Below are 16790 nucleotides of genomic sequence, written 5' to 3'. Positions count from 1 at the left end.
AAACGTCAATATTGGTTAATTTTGCACTAAATTTTTTTGCCATGAGTAAATGTGATCAATGTATCGTAAGACAACTTTCTTCTCTAAAAGCCCTCAGTAAAGATGAAGTTGTAAAATTGGCTAGCAGCAAAACTATCTATACAATTAAAAAAGGCGAAGCTATTTTTGAAGAAGGCGAAGTTACCAATGGTGTATTTTGTGTTAAAGATGGTGTTGGAAAACTTTCTAAATTAAGCGCTAACGGAAAAGATCAGATTGTAAAACTGGTAAAATCTGGTGAATTATTAGGACAACGCTCAATGATCAGCAACGAACCTGCAAACTTAACTGCAAAAGCGGTTGCAGATATGGAGGTTTGCTTTATTCCTAAAAACGAAATCATACATTTCTTTAATACAAACAATCAATTCTCTTTGAATTTAATGCAGTCTGTCTGCGAAGATTTAAAAGAATCTGAAAATGATAAAATTGCTTTAGTTCAAAAAACAGTAAAACAGCGTTTAGCAGAAACTTTACTTCAATTACATGAAGGTTTTGGCGAAAACACAGACAAAACCCTAAAAGTACAACTTACAAGAGAGGAATTGGCTGGAATAATTGGTACAGCAACTGAAAGCTGCATCCGTTTATTATCTGATTTTAATAAACTAGACTTAATCGAGCTTGTTGGAAAAAAAATTATGCTTAAAAATATTAAAGCCTTAAAAAAAATGGCAGAATAATTTATTGCTTTTTTGCTTCATTCCAAAAAACATCCATTTCTGCTAAAGTCATATCCATTAAAGGTTTTCCTAATTCACCCGCTTTACTTTCTAAATATTGAAAGCGCTTGATGAATTTTTTATTAGTGCGTTCTAGAGCATCTTCTGGATTAACATTTAAAAAGCGGGCATAATTTATCATTGAGAATAGAACATCTCCAAATTCGGCTTCAATTTTATCTTGATCACCGGATTTAACTTCTACTTGAAGTTCTTCTAATTCTTCTTGAACTTTATCCCAAACTTGATGTGGTTCTTCCCAATCAAAACCAACACCTTTTACTTTATCTTGAATACGGCTTGCTTTTACTAACGCAGGAAGACTTCTTGGCACGCCTTCTAAAACTGATTTTTTACCTTCTTTTAGTTTAAGCTTTTCCCAATTTTGTTTTACTTCTTCTTCATCTTTCACAACTGTATCACTGTATATATGTGGATGACGATGAATTAATTTATCACAAATTTCATTGCACACATCAGCAATATCAAAATCATTTGTTTCTGAACCTATTTTTGCATAAAAAACAATGTGCAGCAGTAAATCACCCAGTTCTTTTTTTACTTCATTCAAATCATTATCTAAAATAGCATCACCCAACTCGTAAGTTTCTTCAATCGTTAAATGTCTCAGCGTTTGCAATGTTTGTTTTTTATCCCATGGGCATTGCTCACGAAGTTCATCCATTATAACTAATAATCTTTCAAAAGCTTTTAATTGAAGTTCTTTGCTCATTTTTTCTTGTTTTTATGTTTCGGCCAAGTGATTGTAAAAGTAAAAAATCCTGTCAAGAAAACATCTCAACAGGATTAATATATTTAAATTCAGAAAAACTATTATTCTTCTTTCTGAGCTTTTGCTTTTTTAGCAGCTGGAGCTTTTTTTACTTTCTCTTCTACTGCTGGAGTTTCTTCTGGAGCTTCTGCTGCAGCTGGCGCTAAATCAGTAACTAAACCTTTAGCTTGAAGTGTATTGTACCAGTTTAATACTTTTTTAATATCAGAAAGATAAACTCTTTCTTCATCATATTCTGGTAAAATTTCTTTAAAATAAGCGCTTAATTTTGCGTTATCTTCTTTGTGCGAAATAGCTTGACCTTTGTTTTCTTTAGCAGCAATTTTTTGCATTACTTCAGTCAATGGTTTTTCTCCTTCGTATGTATAAATTGAAATTTCTGATAATAAACTTACATTACTTTTTAAGTTTACAGTAATTTTTTTTCCGTCTAATAATGATTCTGCCACAAAACCTGTACGAGTCTGCACTTTCAATACATATAAACCTGGTTTCCCAGAAATGGCTAAAATTTTGTCTAAATTCATGTTTATTAAAATTAGTATTAAGAATTTTATTATATTTTTTTATGTCCTAAATTATTCAGAACATTTATCTTCCTTTTTTAGCAGCAGCAAATTTCATTCTATATTCTTGAAATGTTTTGCCTTCAGTAATATTTTTCAATTTTTTCTGAATCAAACGTTTTTTCAAAGATGATATTTTATCTGTAAATAAAACACCTTCGATATGATCGTATTCATGCTGAATAACTCTGGCGATTAAACCATCAAAAACTTCTGTTTTCATTACAAAATCCTCTTCACAATATTCGATTGTAACTGTTGGTTTTCTATAAACGTCTTCGCGAACATCCGGAATACTTAAACATCCTTCATTAAAACTCCACTCTTCACCTTCTTCTTTAATGATTTTTGCATTGATAAAAGCCTTTTTAAAACCTTTCAAATCTTTCTGCTCATTTGATGATAAATCCTCATCGTCACTAAAAGGAGTTGTATCAATAACAAACACACGAATTGGCAGGCCAACTTGCGGTGCAGCAAGCCCAACTCCATATGCATTATACATGGTTTCATACATGTTTGCTAAAGTCTCTTTTAAGTTTGGATAATCTGGCGTAATTGCTGTTCCCACTTTTCTTAAAACTGGGTCGCCATATCCTACAATTGGTAAAATCATTTGTTTTTGTTTAATGTTTTATCTAACAAAAACCCTATATTGGGTTCTTATATTTCAGCTGGCAAAAATAGTAAAAAATAGTCAATGAATAATTTTAAACCTATATTTATGATATATTTTGCATGCTTCTAAAAACTCAGCTATAATTATGCCAAAATAGTTCGTACAATTCTTACCTTTGCTAGTAAACCTCACTTTATGTTTGAACGTATCTCGAAATTCACAAATAGTACTTCTTTTTTAAATGCGTCAAAAGTAACCATCGCCTCAGTTGTACCCGTCTTAATTTTAAATTTTTTAGGACATTTCGAAATAGGTTTCACAATTGCATTAGGTGCATTTTATACTTATCCCAGTGATATTCCGAGCTCTTTAAGTCACAAAATAAAAGGTCTTATTGTTGCTTCCTTTATTGTTTCGGGCGTTAATTTATTAGTAAATCTTGCTTATCCGCATCCTTATTTGTTTTATCCCTTTTTAGGATTTTTATTGTTTATATGCTCCATGATTTCAGTATACGGTCAGAGAGCAACATTAGTTTCGTTTTCTGCTTTATTATCGATTTCATTATCCTTTGGTCATTTACATGAGGGCTGGGAAGCTTTTCAATATTCAGGTTTTATTTTTGTTGGCGGAATTTTATACTTAATTGTTTCACTAGTTTTTCACTTTGTACAACCTTATAAATATATTGAACTGCAAATTGCAGAAGGTATAAAGCTAACGTCTAAATACTTAAAACTTAGAGGTGATTTATGGAATCCCGAGGCAAATCGTGAAAAGATAATCGAAAAACAGCTCGCGATACAAGTTGATCTTAATTTGATTCATGAGGATTTAAGAAAAATGCTGATTGGAAATCAAAATGCGTCAGGAACAACAAGCCAAAATAGAAAAATGCTGTTGGTTTTTATAACCTTAGTAGAAATTCAAGAACTTGCTTTGTATACTTCTTTTGACCATAATAAGATTCATGAAAAGTTCAATAAACACCCTGAAGTTTTACGTACTTATCAAAATGTAGCGTATAAGCTGGCATCAACTTTAAAGAAACTTTCTAAAAACGTACAACATATTGCTGTTTATGTTGACAAAAATGATTTAAAAAATGAACTTGATGCTCTTGAGTTTGCGATTTTTGATTATGAAAAGAGTTTGGGCAAAGAAGAAGCTGCCGAAGGCGTATTAATGCTTACTAATATGCTGAAATATGCCAAAAATCAGGTTGGAAAAATTAAAACTATTCAACGTGCTTTATCACTGGCAATGCAGTCTTATAAATTAAAAGATAAAGACAAAGAATTAGAAAAATTCTTAACGCCGCAATATTATCCGCTGCGAACTTTAATTGAAAACTTAAGCTATTCGTCATCAATATTCAGACACTCGATTCGCTTAACGGTAACTATTTTGTGTGGTTTTATCCTTGGTCAATTATTACATCTTCAAAATAATTACTGGATTCTGCTAACTATAGTTGTAATTATGCGTCCTGGGTATGGCTTAACTAAAGAACGATCTTATAATAGAATTTTCGGAACTATTTTAGGAGGGCTTTTGGCATTTGGAATCGTATCACTTATTCAAAATCATGTTGTTCTGAGTATTTTCTCGATTGTTTGTATGCTTCTCGGGATTTCGTTTACTCAAATCAACTACAAAATAAGCGCCACTTTTGTTACGATGTACGTTGTGTTTATTTATGGAATTTTGACGCCAAATGTTGTTGAAGTAATTCAATTTAGAATACTTGATTCGCTTGCTGGTGCTACTTTGGCCTTTATAGCCAATCAATTTTTATGGCCGGCTTGGGAATTTTTAAATACACCTATTCATATTGAGAATTCGATTAGAGCAAACAGAAATTATCTAAAAGAAATTGCTGATTTCTATAATAAAAAAGGTGAAGTTCCTACTTCTTATAAATTAGCCAGAAAGAATGCATTTGTTGAGACTGGTAATTTAATGACTTCTTTTCAAAGGATGATGCAAGAGCCGAAATCTAAGCAAAAAACTATGCCTTTGGTAAACAAACTAGTGGTTCTAAATCATTCTTTTTTATCAGCTTTAGCTTCTTTATCGACTTATATACAGTCACATCAAACAACATCGGCTTCAGAATCATTCAATTACATCATAAAAACTATTCTTTCAAACTTAGAACATTCTATCTCAATTTTAAGAAATGAGGCTGTTATTACGGATACTTTTTTTGACAAAGAAGATGTCACATTGCAGTTTGAAGAGCTTAAACGTAGAAATTTTTCTCGTCTTGCTGCTGATGATGAACTCGATAAAGAAACGCGTCAAGCAAAAATGCAGGAAGCCCAAATGGTTATTGAGCAATTGATATGGATGAGTAATCTTGCAGAAAAAATCCTGAAAATTACAAAGGAATTAAAAACAACAAATCCAGATTAATTCATCTGGATTTGTTGTTTTTTATATAAAAATTGACTTTAATTATTCAATTTCAAAACTTCGGCAGTTTCTTTTCTAAGTTCTGCTAAAAGCTCTGGTTTATCATTAAGCGTTTTTCCATAAGAAGGAATCATTTCTTTCATTTTTGCCTCCCATTCTGGTGTTTTAATTTGATTTGTAAAACATCTTCCAATCAAATCAATCATAATAGCAACTGCAGTAGACGCTCCAGGAGAAGCTCCTAATAAAACAGCTAAACTTCCGTCGTGCGTACTAATAACTTCTGTACCAAATTCTAGAACTCCGCCTCCATCTTCGCCTTTCTTAATAACCTGAACACGTTGTCCTGCTTTTTCTAATTTCCAATCTTTAGAACGAGCGCTTGGTAAATATTCACGAAGTGTTTTCATTCTATCTTTTGGAGATTGACGAACCTGCTCTATTAAGTATTTTGTTAAAGGTATATTATGATATCCTGCAGAAAGCATAGGAATTAAGTTGTTTGCTTTTATCGATAATGGAAGATCTAAATACGAACCATTTTTCAAGAATCGTGTTGAGAATCCTGCAAAAGGACCGAACAACAATGCTTTTTCACCATCGATTACACGTGTATCGATATGTGGAACTGACATTGGCGGTGCTCCCACGCTTGCTTTTCCATAAACTTTAGCCTGGTGTTTTGCAATAACGTCTGGATTTGTACATTTTAACCATTGTCCGCTTACTGGAAATCCTCCGTAACCTGCTCCTTCTGGAACATTTGCTTTTTCTAATAAAGGCAATGAACCTCCACCAGCTCCAATAAATACAAATTTAGTATATGCTTTTCGTTTTTGACCAGTAGACAAATCTGTGATTTTAATTCTCCAAGATTTATCCTCACGTTGTTTTAATTTTTTAACCTCGTGGTTAAAGTATAAAGTAACACCGTCTAATTTTTCAAGATAATTAAACATGCTTCTTGTCAGCGCACCAAAATTAACATCGGTACCAATTTCCATGTGAGTAGCTGCTAATTTTTCATCAGCCGCTCTGCCTTCCATTACTAAAGGCATCCATTCTTTTAACTGATTAAAATCAGTACTGAATGTCATTTCAGAAAAAATAGGATTGCTTTGAAGTGCTTTAAATCTCTTTTTAAGGTATTCTACATTTTTATCTCCCCAAACAAAACTCATATGAGGAACGCTTTTTATAAAATTTTCTGGAGAAGGTACTTTATTTTGTTGTATCAAATAAGACCAAAACTGGCGGGAAATTTCAAAAGATTCAGCAATACTAATTGCTTTTTTTGGATCAATACTTCCGTCAGCCTTTTCTGGGGTATAATTTAATTCACAAAAAGCAGAGTGTCCGGTTCCTGCATTGTTCCAAGCATCGGAACTTTCGGCAGCAGCCACATCTAATCTTTCATAAATTTCAATTTTAATATCTGGTTGCAGCTCTTTTAAAATTAATCCAAGAGTTGCACTCATAATTCCAGCTCCAATAAGCACTACTTCACTATTGGAACGTATTGTATTGTCAGGCATAACAGTAATTTGTTTTTAAAGTGCAAAGGTACCTTTTTCAATCGCAAAAAAAAACTAATTTTTACATGATAAAAGTTAGAAAATTATAAATTTTTCCAAAAATGTAAAATTAATCAGAAATAAACCTAAAAACGCTTTGAAGAAAGATAATCCTGAAGTATAATTGTTGCCGAAATCTCATCAATTAAACCTTTATTCTGCCTTTGCTTTTTACTCAATCCACTGTCGATCATGGTCTGAAATGCCATTTTTGAAGTAAATCGTTCATCAACACGAATTACCTTCATTTCTGGAAAAATATTTGAAAAATGAGTCACAAAACCTTTAATTATTGATGCACTTTGAGATGGTTCGCCGTTCATTTGTTTTGGCTCGCCTATTAAAACTGCTTCTACTTTTTCTTTAGCGAAATAATCTTTTAGAAAATCAATTAAAGTATGAGTTGGAATCGTAGTTAACCCTGATGCGATAATCTGCATTTCGTCAGTAACAGCAATTCCTGTACGTTTTTGTCCGTAATCTAATGAGAGGATTCTAGGCATTTTATCTAAATTTTAAAACCATAATTAAAAAGAGAAACACTTTATAAGTGCAAATATAAACTTTTACAGACCTTTATTAACTTTAACCTTTCAATCAAAATTATTTAGCAATAAAAAAAATCCGTTCTGAAAAACTCAGAACGGACCTCACCAAAAATATTTAAAACTAAAAAAATATATCTATCTATTAAACAGTCTTCTAAAAAAGCCTCTTTCTTCCTCTTCCTCCTCGTCTTCTTTTTCTTTCTCTTCGTAATTCGCAAACTTAGACTGTGTTTTTTCATGCTCGTATATCAACTCTTTTATATACTCTACATAAGTTCTCTTTTTTTCTTCTAGAAATCCAATTAAATATTTCTCACTGTATTCAACACCACTTGCAGCTTCTATTTGCAGCAGTTTTTTATACAATGGTTCAATATGCAGAGAAATAACTTCTTGCGGAACGGCTTGTCTTCTTCCAAAATAATTCATAATGACTCCGTTTTCATCTTTTGCAATCTCAAAATCGGTAATAACCCAATAATAACGTCCAGATCTCGCTAAATTTTTTACAATTGCATGAAAGTTTTTTCCCGCTTTAAGATTTTCCCATAAGACTTTAAAAATGACTTTTGGCATATCTGGGTGACGAATAATATTATGCGGCTGTCCCATTAATTCGTAATCTTCATAACCAGAAACATCAACAAAAACTTCATTGGCATATTCGATAATACCAAACGCATTTGTTTTACTCATAATTACTTGTGTTTTATCCCACGTAACCTCTTTATCTATAACTGGAATTCGATTTTGAAGTTGATTTTCTTGATTCATCATTTTTCTGCTTATATTATTTGTTTTGGATTGTACGCTTAATTTCCTTACAAAATTGCTCTGGAATTATGTCGCGAAATTAGACAGAAGAAAAAAAGCAAAATCTGATTTTTGTCATATTTTGATATTAAAAAAACTTTTAGCGGCTCTTAATTTCAATTTTTATCTTATTGCTTTTTTATTATTTATCAAAATACAAACAAAAAGTTAAATATATAACATCTTCAAAAGGCTTTCTCTTTTTTGCATTTACTCAAATACCTTATCTTTGCCAAAAATTAAACACTATGAATTCTTTACAGACTATAATTGAACAAGCTTGGGAAAACAGAGCTTTATTACAAGAAACTACAACAACTGATGCTATTAGAGAAGTTATCGAATTAGTTGACGCTGGAAAATTACGTGTTGCTGAACCAGTTGGCGATAAATGGCAGGTAAACGAATGGGTAAAAAAAGCTGTTGTAATGTATTTCCCAATTCAAAAAATGGAAACATGGGAGTCTGGTATTTTTGAATACCACGACAAAATGTTACTAAAAAGAAATTATGCTGAAAAAGGAATTCGTGTAGTACCAAATGCTGTTGCACGTTACGGAGCTTATATTTCGAGCGGTGTAATCTTAATGCCAAGTTACGTAAACATTGGTGCTTATGTAGACGAAGGAACTATGGTAGATACTTGGGCAACTGTTGGAAGCTGTGCTCAAATTGGTAAAAACGTTCACTTAAGCGGTGGTGTTGGTATTGGCGGTGTTCTTGAGCCGTTGCAAGCTGCACCAGTTATTATCGAAGACGGTGCTTTTATTGGTTCTCGTTGTATTGTTGTCGAAGGAGTTCACGTAGGTAAAGAAGCTGTTCTTGGTGCTAATGTGTGTTTAACTGCTTCAACAAAAATTATCGACGTTACTGGTGATGAGCCTGTTGAAATGAAAGGTTTTGTTCCTGCACGTTCAGTAGTCATTCCTGGAAGTTATACTAAAAAGTTTGCTGCCGGCGAATTTCAAGTTCCATGTGCTTTAATCATTGGTACTCGTAAACCTTCTACAGATCTAAAAACTTCATTAAACAATGCACTTCGTGAATACGATGTTGCTGTATAGATAGTATAAAATTTTGAGATATTAGGGCGGTCTTTACCGCCCTTTTTTGTCCAAATATATTTTTTTTTAAAAATAAAAATCCTACAAGCAATATAAAGTAAGAAAATTATATTAATTTTGCTGTTTTTAAAAATCTTCTATAAAATTTAGAAGACCATTTATTTACATGCCTATTAATGAAAAATTACACTTCCAACTTAAAATTATTTCTTTACAGATACTTCTTGATTTTTTTAATTTATCAAATTTGTAATATCTTTTTTTATGCATTAAATTCTAAGTACTTTGATCATATTACGGTTCAAAATATTATAGGAAGTCTTTTATTTGATCTCTCTTCTATTTCATATATAACATTTGTTTTCCTAATCGCACACGCAATTCCAGGAAACTTTAAGTATCGCCAAACCTATCAAACTGTATTAAAAATATCTTTCTTTTCAGTCAATCTTTTGTTCATCGCAGCAAATCTCATAGATGTTATATATTTTCGATTTACAGGAAGACGAAGCACATTTAGTATGATTACTGCCAAAGGAATGGAGAAAGAAGCATTAGGCTTGCTTTTTTCTTTTATAAAAGAATTTTGGTATATCCTTTTACTGTTTATTATCTTAAGTGTCTTTTTCTGGAAATCGATACCAAATTTTAAAAACAAAAATGAAATTAAAAGTTTCACAAAAGAAAAATTCTTAAAGCAATCTTTTTACTTTCTCACCTCTGTTTTTTTACTATTAATTGTTGGTCGCGGAGGATTCCAGAAGAAACCGCTACGAATTGTGGATGCAGCCAAATATAGTTCTCTCAATAACGCTCCGCTTATTTTAAATACTCCATTTTGTATATTAAAAACCATATCCCAAAAAGGAGATATTGAGAAAGTTAATTATTTTAATAAAATAAATCTTGATTCTATCTACAAACCAATCTTGTCTTTTAAAAGCAAAGAAACAGCAATCAAAAAAAATGTTGTAATCATCATTCTGGAAAGTTTTGGGCATGAAAATATCAGCAAAAAGCAAACTCCTTTTCTGGACTCTCTGATAACAAAATCTTATTATTTTAAAAATGGATTTGCAAATGGAAAAGTCTCTATTGATGCCGTTCCATCAATCATTTCTAGCATACCCAGTTTAATGAATAACTCTTTTATTGTTTCCAGTTATTCTTTGAACAAAACGAATAGTTTGCCTAAAATTCTAAGAAAAGAAGGATATACAACTTCTTTTTTTCACGGAGCTTTCAACGGAAGCCAGAATTTTGATCAATATGCAAAAGCCGCAGGATTTGAAAAATATTATGGCAAGGATGAATATATCGGGCCAGAAGCTTTTGATGGAAAATGGGGGATTTTTGATGAAGAATTTTTACAGTTCTTTGCTAAAAAACTATCTACTTTCAAAGAACCTTTCTTTAGTTCTATCTTTACAATTTCTTCTCATAATCCGTATAAGATACCTGAAAGATATAAAGATAAATTCCCAAAAGGAACAACAGTTGTCCATGAAAGTATTGCATATACCGATTACGCCCTGAAACTTTTTTTTGAAAATGCCAAAAAACAAAAATGGTACAACAATACCTTGTTTGTAATTTCTGCAGATCATACTTCCTCTAGCGGAGAGTTAGATATAGACAAAACCAACATTGGCAAATTTCATATTCCTATTTTATTTTTTGATCCAGGCAATCCAACTTTTTCTGGTGTAGACGAAAAAAACTTCCAGCAAATCGATATTATGCCAAGCATAATAGATTATCTAGGCATAAAAACCGATTTAATTTGTTTTGGAAAGAGCTTTAAAAGCAACCAAAATTTTGCTGTATTTTATTTACAGGGCATTTATCATTGTGTTCAAGACGACTACTATCTAGCCTTTGCAAACAATCAAGTAATCGGATTATATAATTGGAAAAAAGACCCTCTCTTAAAAATCAATTTACAAAATCAAAACACATTTAAAACCCTAGAAATTTCAACTTTTTTGAAAGCCTATATTCAAAATTTTAATGAACGAGTGATTGATAATAAACTTAGTATCTAATCCTCTATTAAATCAAAATATTACCATCTCCCTCCTGTATGTTTTACAATTTCCTGCAAAACATAAAAACAATACCACGCTATTACAGTAGAAATATTATTAATTAAATTATAAATAATGATTCCAAAAAAAATACACTTTTGTTGGTATGGTCGAGGTGAGTACAACGATGTCATAAAAAAATGCATCGAATCATGGAGTAGCAAACTTCCTGATTATGAAATAAAAAAATGGGATGAATCAAATACTCCTTTTGATAAACTGCCTTTCTTAAGAATATTATATAAGCAAAAAAAATGGTCATTTATTTCTGATTATATGAGATTATATTCCATCTACACCGAAGGCGGCATATATTTAGATACAGATATTGAAATTGTGAAAAATTTTAAAGAATTACTTAATGAAGATTCTTTCGTAGGTTTTCAAACAAATTTAGAAAACAAATATCCGTTAAACTCAGCAGTAATTGGATCTAAAAAAAATAATTCTTTTATATTAGATTGCATTAAAGCAACTGAGCGCAAACAAAGATTACACTTTAATGCAATGGGAGGCCCTCCAATTGTAACCAACGTTTTGTACAAATATGGTTTAAGTAAATATAAAAAACAACATCTTAAGAAGGTGCTTCTGCTTCCTACAGAATATTTTTATCCATTTTCATGGCTTGAAAAATTCACTTCAGATTGTATTACCGAAAACACCATATGCATTCATTGGTGGGAAGATTCTTGGGTAAATAAAAAGAAAGATTTCGCTTATTTTATAGATAGTATCAAACGAAAAATGGAAAAAACTCCTTTAATCTTGTTCAACAGAATTAAGTTTGCATTGAATCCAGAGAAATTCTACCATATAAATAATGATATTTAATCATTCTGTTAATTCATCTTTATAAAGAACACATGAACCTTAATAAATCCTAAAGTTTCATGTGTTCTAAAATTGTCTTCAAAACCTTTTAGCTGAATAACCAGTAAGATTTAATATCTACTGTATTTTTTTTGCTTTTTGAAGCTTTATAAGCTTAGCATATTTCATATAAGAGAAAAAAGCCTGAATCATTGCGATTGACAATCCGTCAAGGCCATTAAAGATTCCTTTTTTAAAGAAATAACAGCGAACAAAAGCTACTGTTCCGTTAAGAACAGGTTTAAAAGCGCCAATTCTTTTTCCCTGATCATATAATTGCTGTGCGTGCCATCCAGAATATTGGTTCTTTTTAGCAATAATCTGATCAAAAGAATCCCATCCGTAGTGCAAAATATGTACAGCAACTTTTTTCTCATTTTGAGCAACGATTTTCTGATGCACTTTAGAATCTGAAGGATACGCTGTTTGTTTATTAAAAAAACGGACTTTATGATCTGGATACCATCCTGAAAAATTAATCAGTTTATTGGCTAAGAAATTTTTTACTCTAAAACTAAACGCATCATAACCCCCTTCTAAGTATTTTCCTTTCAGAACAAATTCTTCAGCATCTTTATCCAAAAATTCATCAGCATCAAGATTTAAAATCCAATCATTTTTACAATACGGAAGCCCATGTGTACGCTGTGGTCCGTCTCCTAAAAAAACTTGTTGAATAACTTTCGCTCCTTTTTCCTGAGCAATTTCAACTGTACGATCTTTACTAAACGAATCTACTATTATTACTTCATCACAAACTTTTAATAAGGCATCTATACATTTACCAATATTTTTTTCCTCGTTAAAAGTAATAACCAAGCCACTAATTTTCATTGAAAGTTGAATTTAATTGAATCGCAAAAGTATAACTTTTTTGATTAGTTTACCCTAATTCTCGAATAGCTTGTAGACTTCATAAAATAGTTTGTAATTTAGCAGCTCCAAAGCGAATTCATAATACCACATGAAAATACTTATAATCCAACAGAAAAGGATTGGAGACGTATTAACGAGCTCTATTCTTTGTAATAATCTTAAAACAAAATACCCAGATTCCACAATAGATTATATGTGTTATCCAAATTCTGTTGATGTTCTAAAAGAGAATCCTAATATTGACAATATCATTGTTTTAACAAATAAGGTAAGAAAGTCGATTCCTTCCTTATTTAAATTTATCTTTCAAATTCGAAGAAAAAAATACGATGCCGTAATTGATGTTTACAGCAAATTAGAAACAAATTTAATTACGCTCTTCTCTGGAGCAAAATATAAAGTTTCTTATCATAAATGGTATTCAAATGTTTTTTACAATCACAGCTACGAGCGTTTTGATGCTGTAAAATCTGAACATGGTCTAGCCATCGAAAACCGATTATTACTTTTAAAGCCTTTTATATCTGAGAAAATCACAGATGTTAAACCAAAAATCTTTTTAAAAGAATCTGAAATTAATGATGCCAAAAATCTTTTAAAAAGTCATAACATTGACACCAGCAAGCCCTTAATCATGTTTGGAATTCTAGGAAGCGAGGTTTACAAAACTTATCCGCTTGAAGGAATGGCAAAAATCATTGATTTTACTGTAGCCAAAACCAATGCTTCAATTATCTTTAATTATGTTCCAGATCAAAAAGATCTTGCTCAGGAAGTCTATAATTATTGCAGCGAGGAAACAAAAAAACACATTGCTTTTGATTTATACTGTACTGAACTACGTTCTTTTTTAGCACTTCTTTCTCAATGCGAAATGCTTATAGGCAATGAAGGCGGTGCAGTAAACATGGCAAAAGCACTTGAAATTCCAACATTTTCTATATTCACACCTTCTGTTAGAAAAGAAACTTGGCAGCTATTTGAGAATGAGGCAAAAAATGCTTCTATTCATTTAAAAGATTTAAAACCTGAAATTTACGAGCAGCACACAGAACAATACATAAAAGAGCATACTTTTGAGTATTATGCTGAATATCCTTTGCCTTTAATGCTTGAAAAATTAGAAACTTATTTTCAAGAGTACAAAAACTGAGAACACTCAGGAGGATACCATTATGCAAATTAATAACGAGCAAAAATTATCGGTTCTAATAATTACACTTAACGAAGAACGATATATAAAATCTCTGCTCGAAGATATTGATTTTGCTGATGAAATTATCGTAATCGATTCATATAGTACCGATAAAACGGTTGATATAGTCCAATCATTTCTAAATGTAAAATTGATTCAGAATCATTTTACAAACTATACTGCTCAACGTAATTTTGCTTTAGATCAAGCTAGAAATTCATGGGTTTTATTTATCGATGCCGATGAACGATTGACTTCAGAATTAAAAACTGAAATTATCTCGACAATAAACAGCAATAATACTGCAAGTGCTTATTTGATATATCGAACATTTATATTTAAGAATAAGCCGTTAAACTTCAGCGGCTGGCAGACCGATAAGATTTTCAGGCTTTTTAAAAAATCTGATTGCAGATACAATTCCGAAAGAATGGTTCATGAAAAGTTAATCGTAAATGGAAAAACTTCAATTTTAAAAAACAAAATCATTCACTTTTCTTATACTTCATATCAAGATTATAAGCTGAAAATGTATCATTATGGAATTTTGAAAGCGAATGAAAAACTAAAAAAAGGGCAAAAATCATCTTATCTTTTAATGATTTTTCACCCTTTATATACTTTTTTATACCAATTTTTAATTCGTCTTGGTTTTCTCGACGGCATCAATGGAATTACCATTTGTTACCTAAATGCTTATAGTGTTTTTATTCGTTACAAAAAACTGCGAGAACTTACTTCTTCCAAAATTTAAGTTTCTTTTTTAAGCGCTTTTTTCTGTAAAACTTCTCCTGAAAATCAGAAGTATCTTTCCACAATAACTCAAAAATTCTTTCTTCAGATTCCGAGTATAATTTAGCATATTCATTACTCATTACCGCAACCATTTCTTTAAGAGGAGTTAAACGGCATAAATTTTTCATGCGCATTTCAAAAGTCATTGTGGTATGAAATTCCATTCTATTTAAATCCACTAAAAAAAAATCATAATTCCCCTCAGCATTCTTTTTAATCAAAGTATTTCCAGGCGAATGATCTAAAAACTCAATTCCTTTTTCATGAAGATCAAAACTAAATCTGGTAAATTGTCTTAGAATATTTTCGCGATCCGGGAAATCAGGAATTTCAACCAGCTCTCTATAAGTCAGATCGCATTGAAGCTGTTCGCTGATATAAAAACTTTTCTCTAAACCTATAATCGACGAAAACTCAGCATATGCAATTGGTTTTGGTGTTCCTACGCCTAATTCTAATAATTTATTGGCAAATTCGTAAGAACGTTTTGCTTTTGATTTTCGGAAATATTTATAAGCGATTTTATTAATAAGATGTGGAACCTTAAACGATTTGATATTAATTTTCTGATTGTTAAAATCAAAAAGTTTTATCTGATTACGCTGACCAATAACGAAGTCTTCTCCTTTGGTGTCAAAAAACTGAATAAATTCGACAATCTCATTTTCGAATTTTTCATACCCTCGATTTAATCTTAAGATCATAAAAAATGTTTCAGCAAATTTAGTTAGTTTTACCATCTAATAAAAAAAAAATATCGATAATGCGTATTACACTAATAAGTCTTGACAATTGGGGACTCAATAAACATATTGCTTCAACGCTAGAAAAACAAGGACATATAGTTAAGCATATCGATTTTAATACCTTCAAATACAAATACCCAACTGTATTACACAAGGCTTACAATTTTATTTTAAAGGCTTTAAACAAACCAAACCTAAAACACCAGCATTTTGGTAAAGAAATTTTAAACCGTTTAGAGGAAAACAAGGAAATTCAAGATGTTATTTTAACTATAAAAGGTGATTTTATAGATCCTAAAAGTATTCTGGAATTTAAAAAATATACTAAAAAATCTATTGGCTTTTTTAACGACAATATTTATCGCTGCCCAAAAATTAAACGAGTTCTGCATTGTTTTGATGACGTTTTTTCATTCGAAAAAGACGACTGTGCGAAATTTAATCTAAAATTTGCTCCAAATTGGATCTACAATAACAACGTTTCTTTAAACAGCAACACCTATTTTGAATATGATGCTTTCAATATTAGCTCAATCGATAAAAGACTGCCAATTTTAGTTCGAATCGCTGATGAGTTAAAATCTAAAACAATAAAATTCAAATTTATTGTTTACGATAAAAAACGTAAACCAGTTGATAATACCATTACTTACATCAACAAACATATGCCATTATCTGAAGTAAACGACTATATCAGCCCCTCAAAAGTACTTTTAGATATTAACAGAATTGGTCAAATTGGATTAACTTTTAGAGTTTTTGAAAGTTTAGGTTTAGATAAAAAATTAATTACTACAAACTCTGATATCAAAAATTACGACTTTTATAATCCTAATAACATCCTTATTATAGATGAAAAAAATCCTGTAATTTCTGCTGATTTTTTTAAAAACGAATACGAAAAAATCCCAGATTCTATCTTGCATCAATATACTATCGAAGGATGGTGCGAGAATGTAATTTTTAAAAATCTCAAGTAAATCTTTTACATTTTAAAGCCTTTCATTATTAAAAACTGAATGTCTTTGACGATCTCATACTGTGCTGCCCATTTATTTTATG

At 31.0% G+C, this 16790-nt stretch carries 16 protein-coding genes; 8 read left to right on the top strand and 8 right to left on the bottom strand.

Annotation, left to right across the window (positions count from 1 at the left end):
- The first annotated feature begins 41 nt into the window (after positions 1 to 41).
- Entirely contained in the window at positions 42 to 722 is a 681-nt protein-coding gene (locus ACHRVL_RS08405; RefSeq protein ID WP_395411832.1) for a Crp/Fnr family transcriptional regulator, read from the top strand.
- Position 723: 1 nt separating this feature from the next.
- Here ACHRVL_RS08405 and mazG read toward each other — a convergent pair whose 3' ends face one another.
- The 3 genes from mazG to def all read right to left on the bottom strand — a co-directional run bounded on the left by mazG (position 724) and on the right by def (position 2736).
- A complete protein-coding gene (gene mazG / locus ACHRVL_RS08400) occupies positions 724 to 1494 on the bottom strand; it encodes a nucleoside triphosphate pyrophosphohydrolase (RefSeq protein WP_395411830.1) in 771 nt (256 codons plus the stop codon).
- A gap of 101 nt (positions 1495 to 1595) precedes the next feature.
- Positions 1596 to 2081, bottom strand: a complete 486-nt coding sequence (locus ACHRVL_RS08395) for a DUF5606 domain-containing protein (protein WP_395411828.1) — start codon at positions 2079 to 2081, stop codon at positions 1596 to 1598.
- A 64-nt stretch (positions 2082 to 2145) separates the two neighbouring features.
- A complete protein-coding gene (def, locus tag ACHRVL_RS08390) occupies positions 2146 to 2736 on the bottom strand; it encodes a peptide deformylase (RefSeq protein ID WP_395411827.1) in 591 nt (196 codons plus the stop codon).
- A 198-nt stretch (positions 2737 to 2934) separates the two neighbouring features.
- Between def and ACHRVL_RS08385 the strand changes: the two genes are divergently transcribed.
- Positions 2935 to 5157, top strand: a complete 2223-nt coding sequence (locus ACHRVL_RS08385) for an FUSC family membrane protein (protein ID WP_395411825.1) — start codon at positions 2935 to 2937, stop codon at positions 5155 to 5157.
- A 38-nt stretch (positions 5158 to 5195) separates the two neighbouring features.
- Here the strand turns inward: ACHRVL_RS08385 and ACHRVL_RS08380 are convergent, their stop codons facing one another.
- From ACHRVL_RS08380 to ACHRVL_RS08370, 3 genes are all read right to left on the bottom strand, one after another.
- Positions 5196 to 6692, bottom strand: coding sequence for a malate:quinone oxidoreductase (locus tag ACHRVL_RS08380; RefSeq protein ID WP_395411823.1), 1497 nt, complete (start codon positions 6690 to 6692; stop codon positions 5196 to 5198).
- A gap of 125 nt (positions 6693 to 6817) precedes the next feature.
- Positions 6818 to 7234: a Holliday junction resolvase RuvX gene (gene ruvX / locus ACHRVL_RS08375; protein ID WP_395411822.1), complete on the bottom strand. Its 417-nt coding sequence runs from the start codon at positions 7232 to 7234 to the stop codon at positions 6818 to 6820.
- A 180-nt stretch (positions 7235 to 7414) separates the two neighbouring features.
- Positions 7415 to 8053 (bottom strand): PAS domain-containing protein, encoded by a 639-nt coding sequence (locus tag ACHRVL_RS08370; RefSeq protein WP_089052449.1) that lies wholly within the window; start codon positions 8051 to 8053, stop codon positions 7415 to 7417.
- Between the two features lie 287 nt (positions 8054 to 8340).
- Here ACHRVL_RS08370 and ACHRVL_RS08365 point away from each other — a divergent pair, with 287 nt between their 5' ends.
- The 3 genes from ACHRVL_RS08365 to ACHRVL_RS08355 all read left to right on the top strand — a co-directional run bounded on the left by ACHRVL_RS08365 (position 8341) and on the right by ACHRVL_RS08355 (position 12077).
- Positions 8341 to 9156: a 2,3,4,5-tetrahydropyridine-2,6-dicarboxylate N-succinyltransferase gene (locus tag ACHRVL_RS08365; RefSeq protein WP_125719511.1), complete on the top strand. Its 816-nt coding sequence runs from the start codon at positions 8341 to 8343 to the stop codon at positions 9154 to 9156.
- A gap of 176 nt (positions 9157 to 9332) precedes the next feature.
- Positions 9333 to 11201, top strand: a complete 1869-nt coding sequence (locus ACHRVL_RS08360; protein WP_395411820.1) for an LTA synthase family protein — start codon at positions 9333 to 9335, stop codon at positions 11199 to 11201.
- Positions 11202 to 11318: 117 nt separating this feature from the next.
- On the top strand, positions 11319 to 12077 hold the full coding sequence (locus tag ACHRVL_RS08355) for a glycosyltransferase family 32 protein (protein ID WP_395411819.1): 759 nt from the start codon (positions 11319 to 11321) through the stop codon (positions 12075 to 12077).
- 117 nt (positions 12078 to 12194) lie between these two features.
- Here the strand turns inward: ACHRVL_RS08355 and ACHRVL_RS08350 are convergent, their stop codons facing one another.
- Positions 12195 to 12950, bottom strand: coding sequence for a glycosyltransferase family 2 protein (locus ACHRVL_RS08350; protein WP_395411817.1), 756 nt, complete (start codon positions 12948 to 12950; stop codon positions 12195 to 12197).
- Positions 12951 to 13080: 130 nt separating this feature from the next.
- On the opposite strand from ACHRVL_RS08350, the gene ACHRVL_RS08345 reads away from it, so the two are divergent.
- Entirely contained in the window at positions 13081 to 14145 is a 1065-nt protein-coding gene (locus ACHRVL_RS08345) for a glycosyltransferase family 9 protein (RefSeq protein WP_395411815.1), read from the top strand.
- A 22-nt stretch (positions 14146 to 14167) separates the two neighbouring features.
- Positions 14168 to 14941 carry a glycosyltransferase family 2 protein gene (locus ACHRVL_RS08340; RefSeq protein ID WP_395411814.1) on the top strand — a complete coding sequence of 258 codons (774 nt, stop codon included), beginning with the start codon at positions 14168 to 14170 and terminating at the stop codon, positions 14939 to 14941.
- On the opposite strand, the gene ACHRVL_RS08335 is transcribed toward ACHRVL_RS08340, so the two are convergent.
- A complete protein-coding gene (locus ACHRVL_RS08335) occupies positions 14922 to 15686 on the bottom strand; it encodes a lipopolysaccharide kinase InaA family protein (protein ID WP_395411812.1) in 765 nt (254 codons plus the stop codon). The genes ACHRVL_RS08340 and ACHRVL_RS08335 overlap by 20 nt on opposite strands.
- Before the next feature lie 59 nt (positions 15687 to 15745).
- On the opposite strand from ACHRVL_RS08335, the gene ACHRVL_RS08330 reads away from it, so the two are divergent.
- The gene (locus ACHRVL_RS08330; protein ID WP_395411809.1) at positions 15746 to 16708 is read left to right on the top strand and encodes a hypothetical protein; all 963 of its coding nucleotides are present in this window, start codon (positions 15746 to 15748) and stop codon (positions 16706 to 16708) included.
- Positions 16709 to 16790: the final 82 nt, after the last annotated feature.

The organism is Flavobacterium sp. FlaQc-28, assembly GCF_044007415.1.
GTDB lineage: Bacteria > Bacteroidota > Bacteroidia > Flavobacteriales > Flavobacteriaceae > Flavobacterium.
Note: the sequence above shows the minus strand (reverse complement) of the source record. Positions and strands in the feature narration are given on the sequence as shown.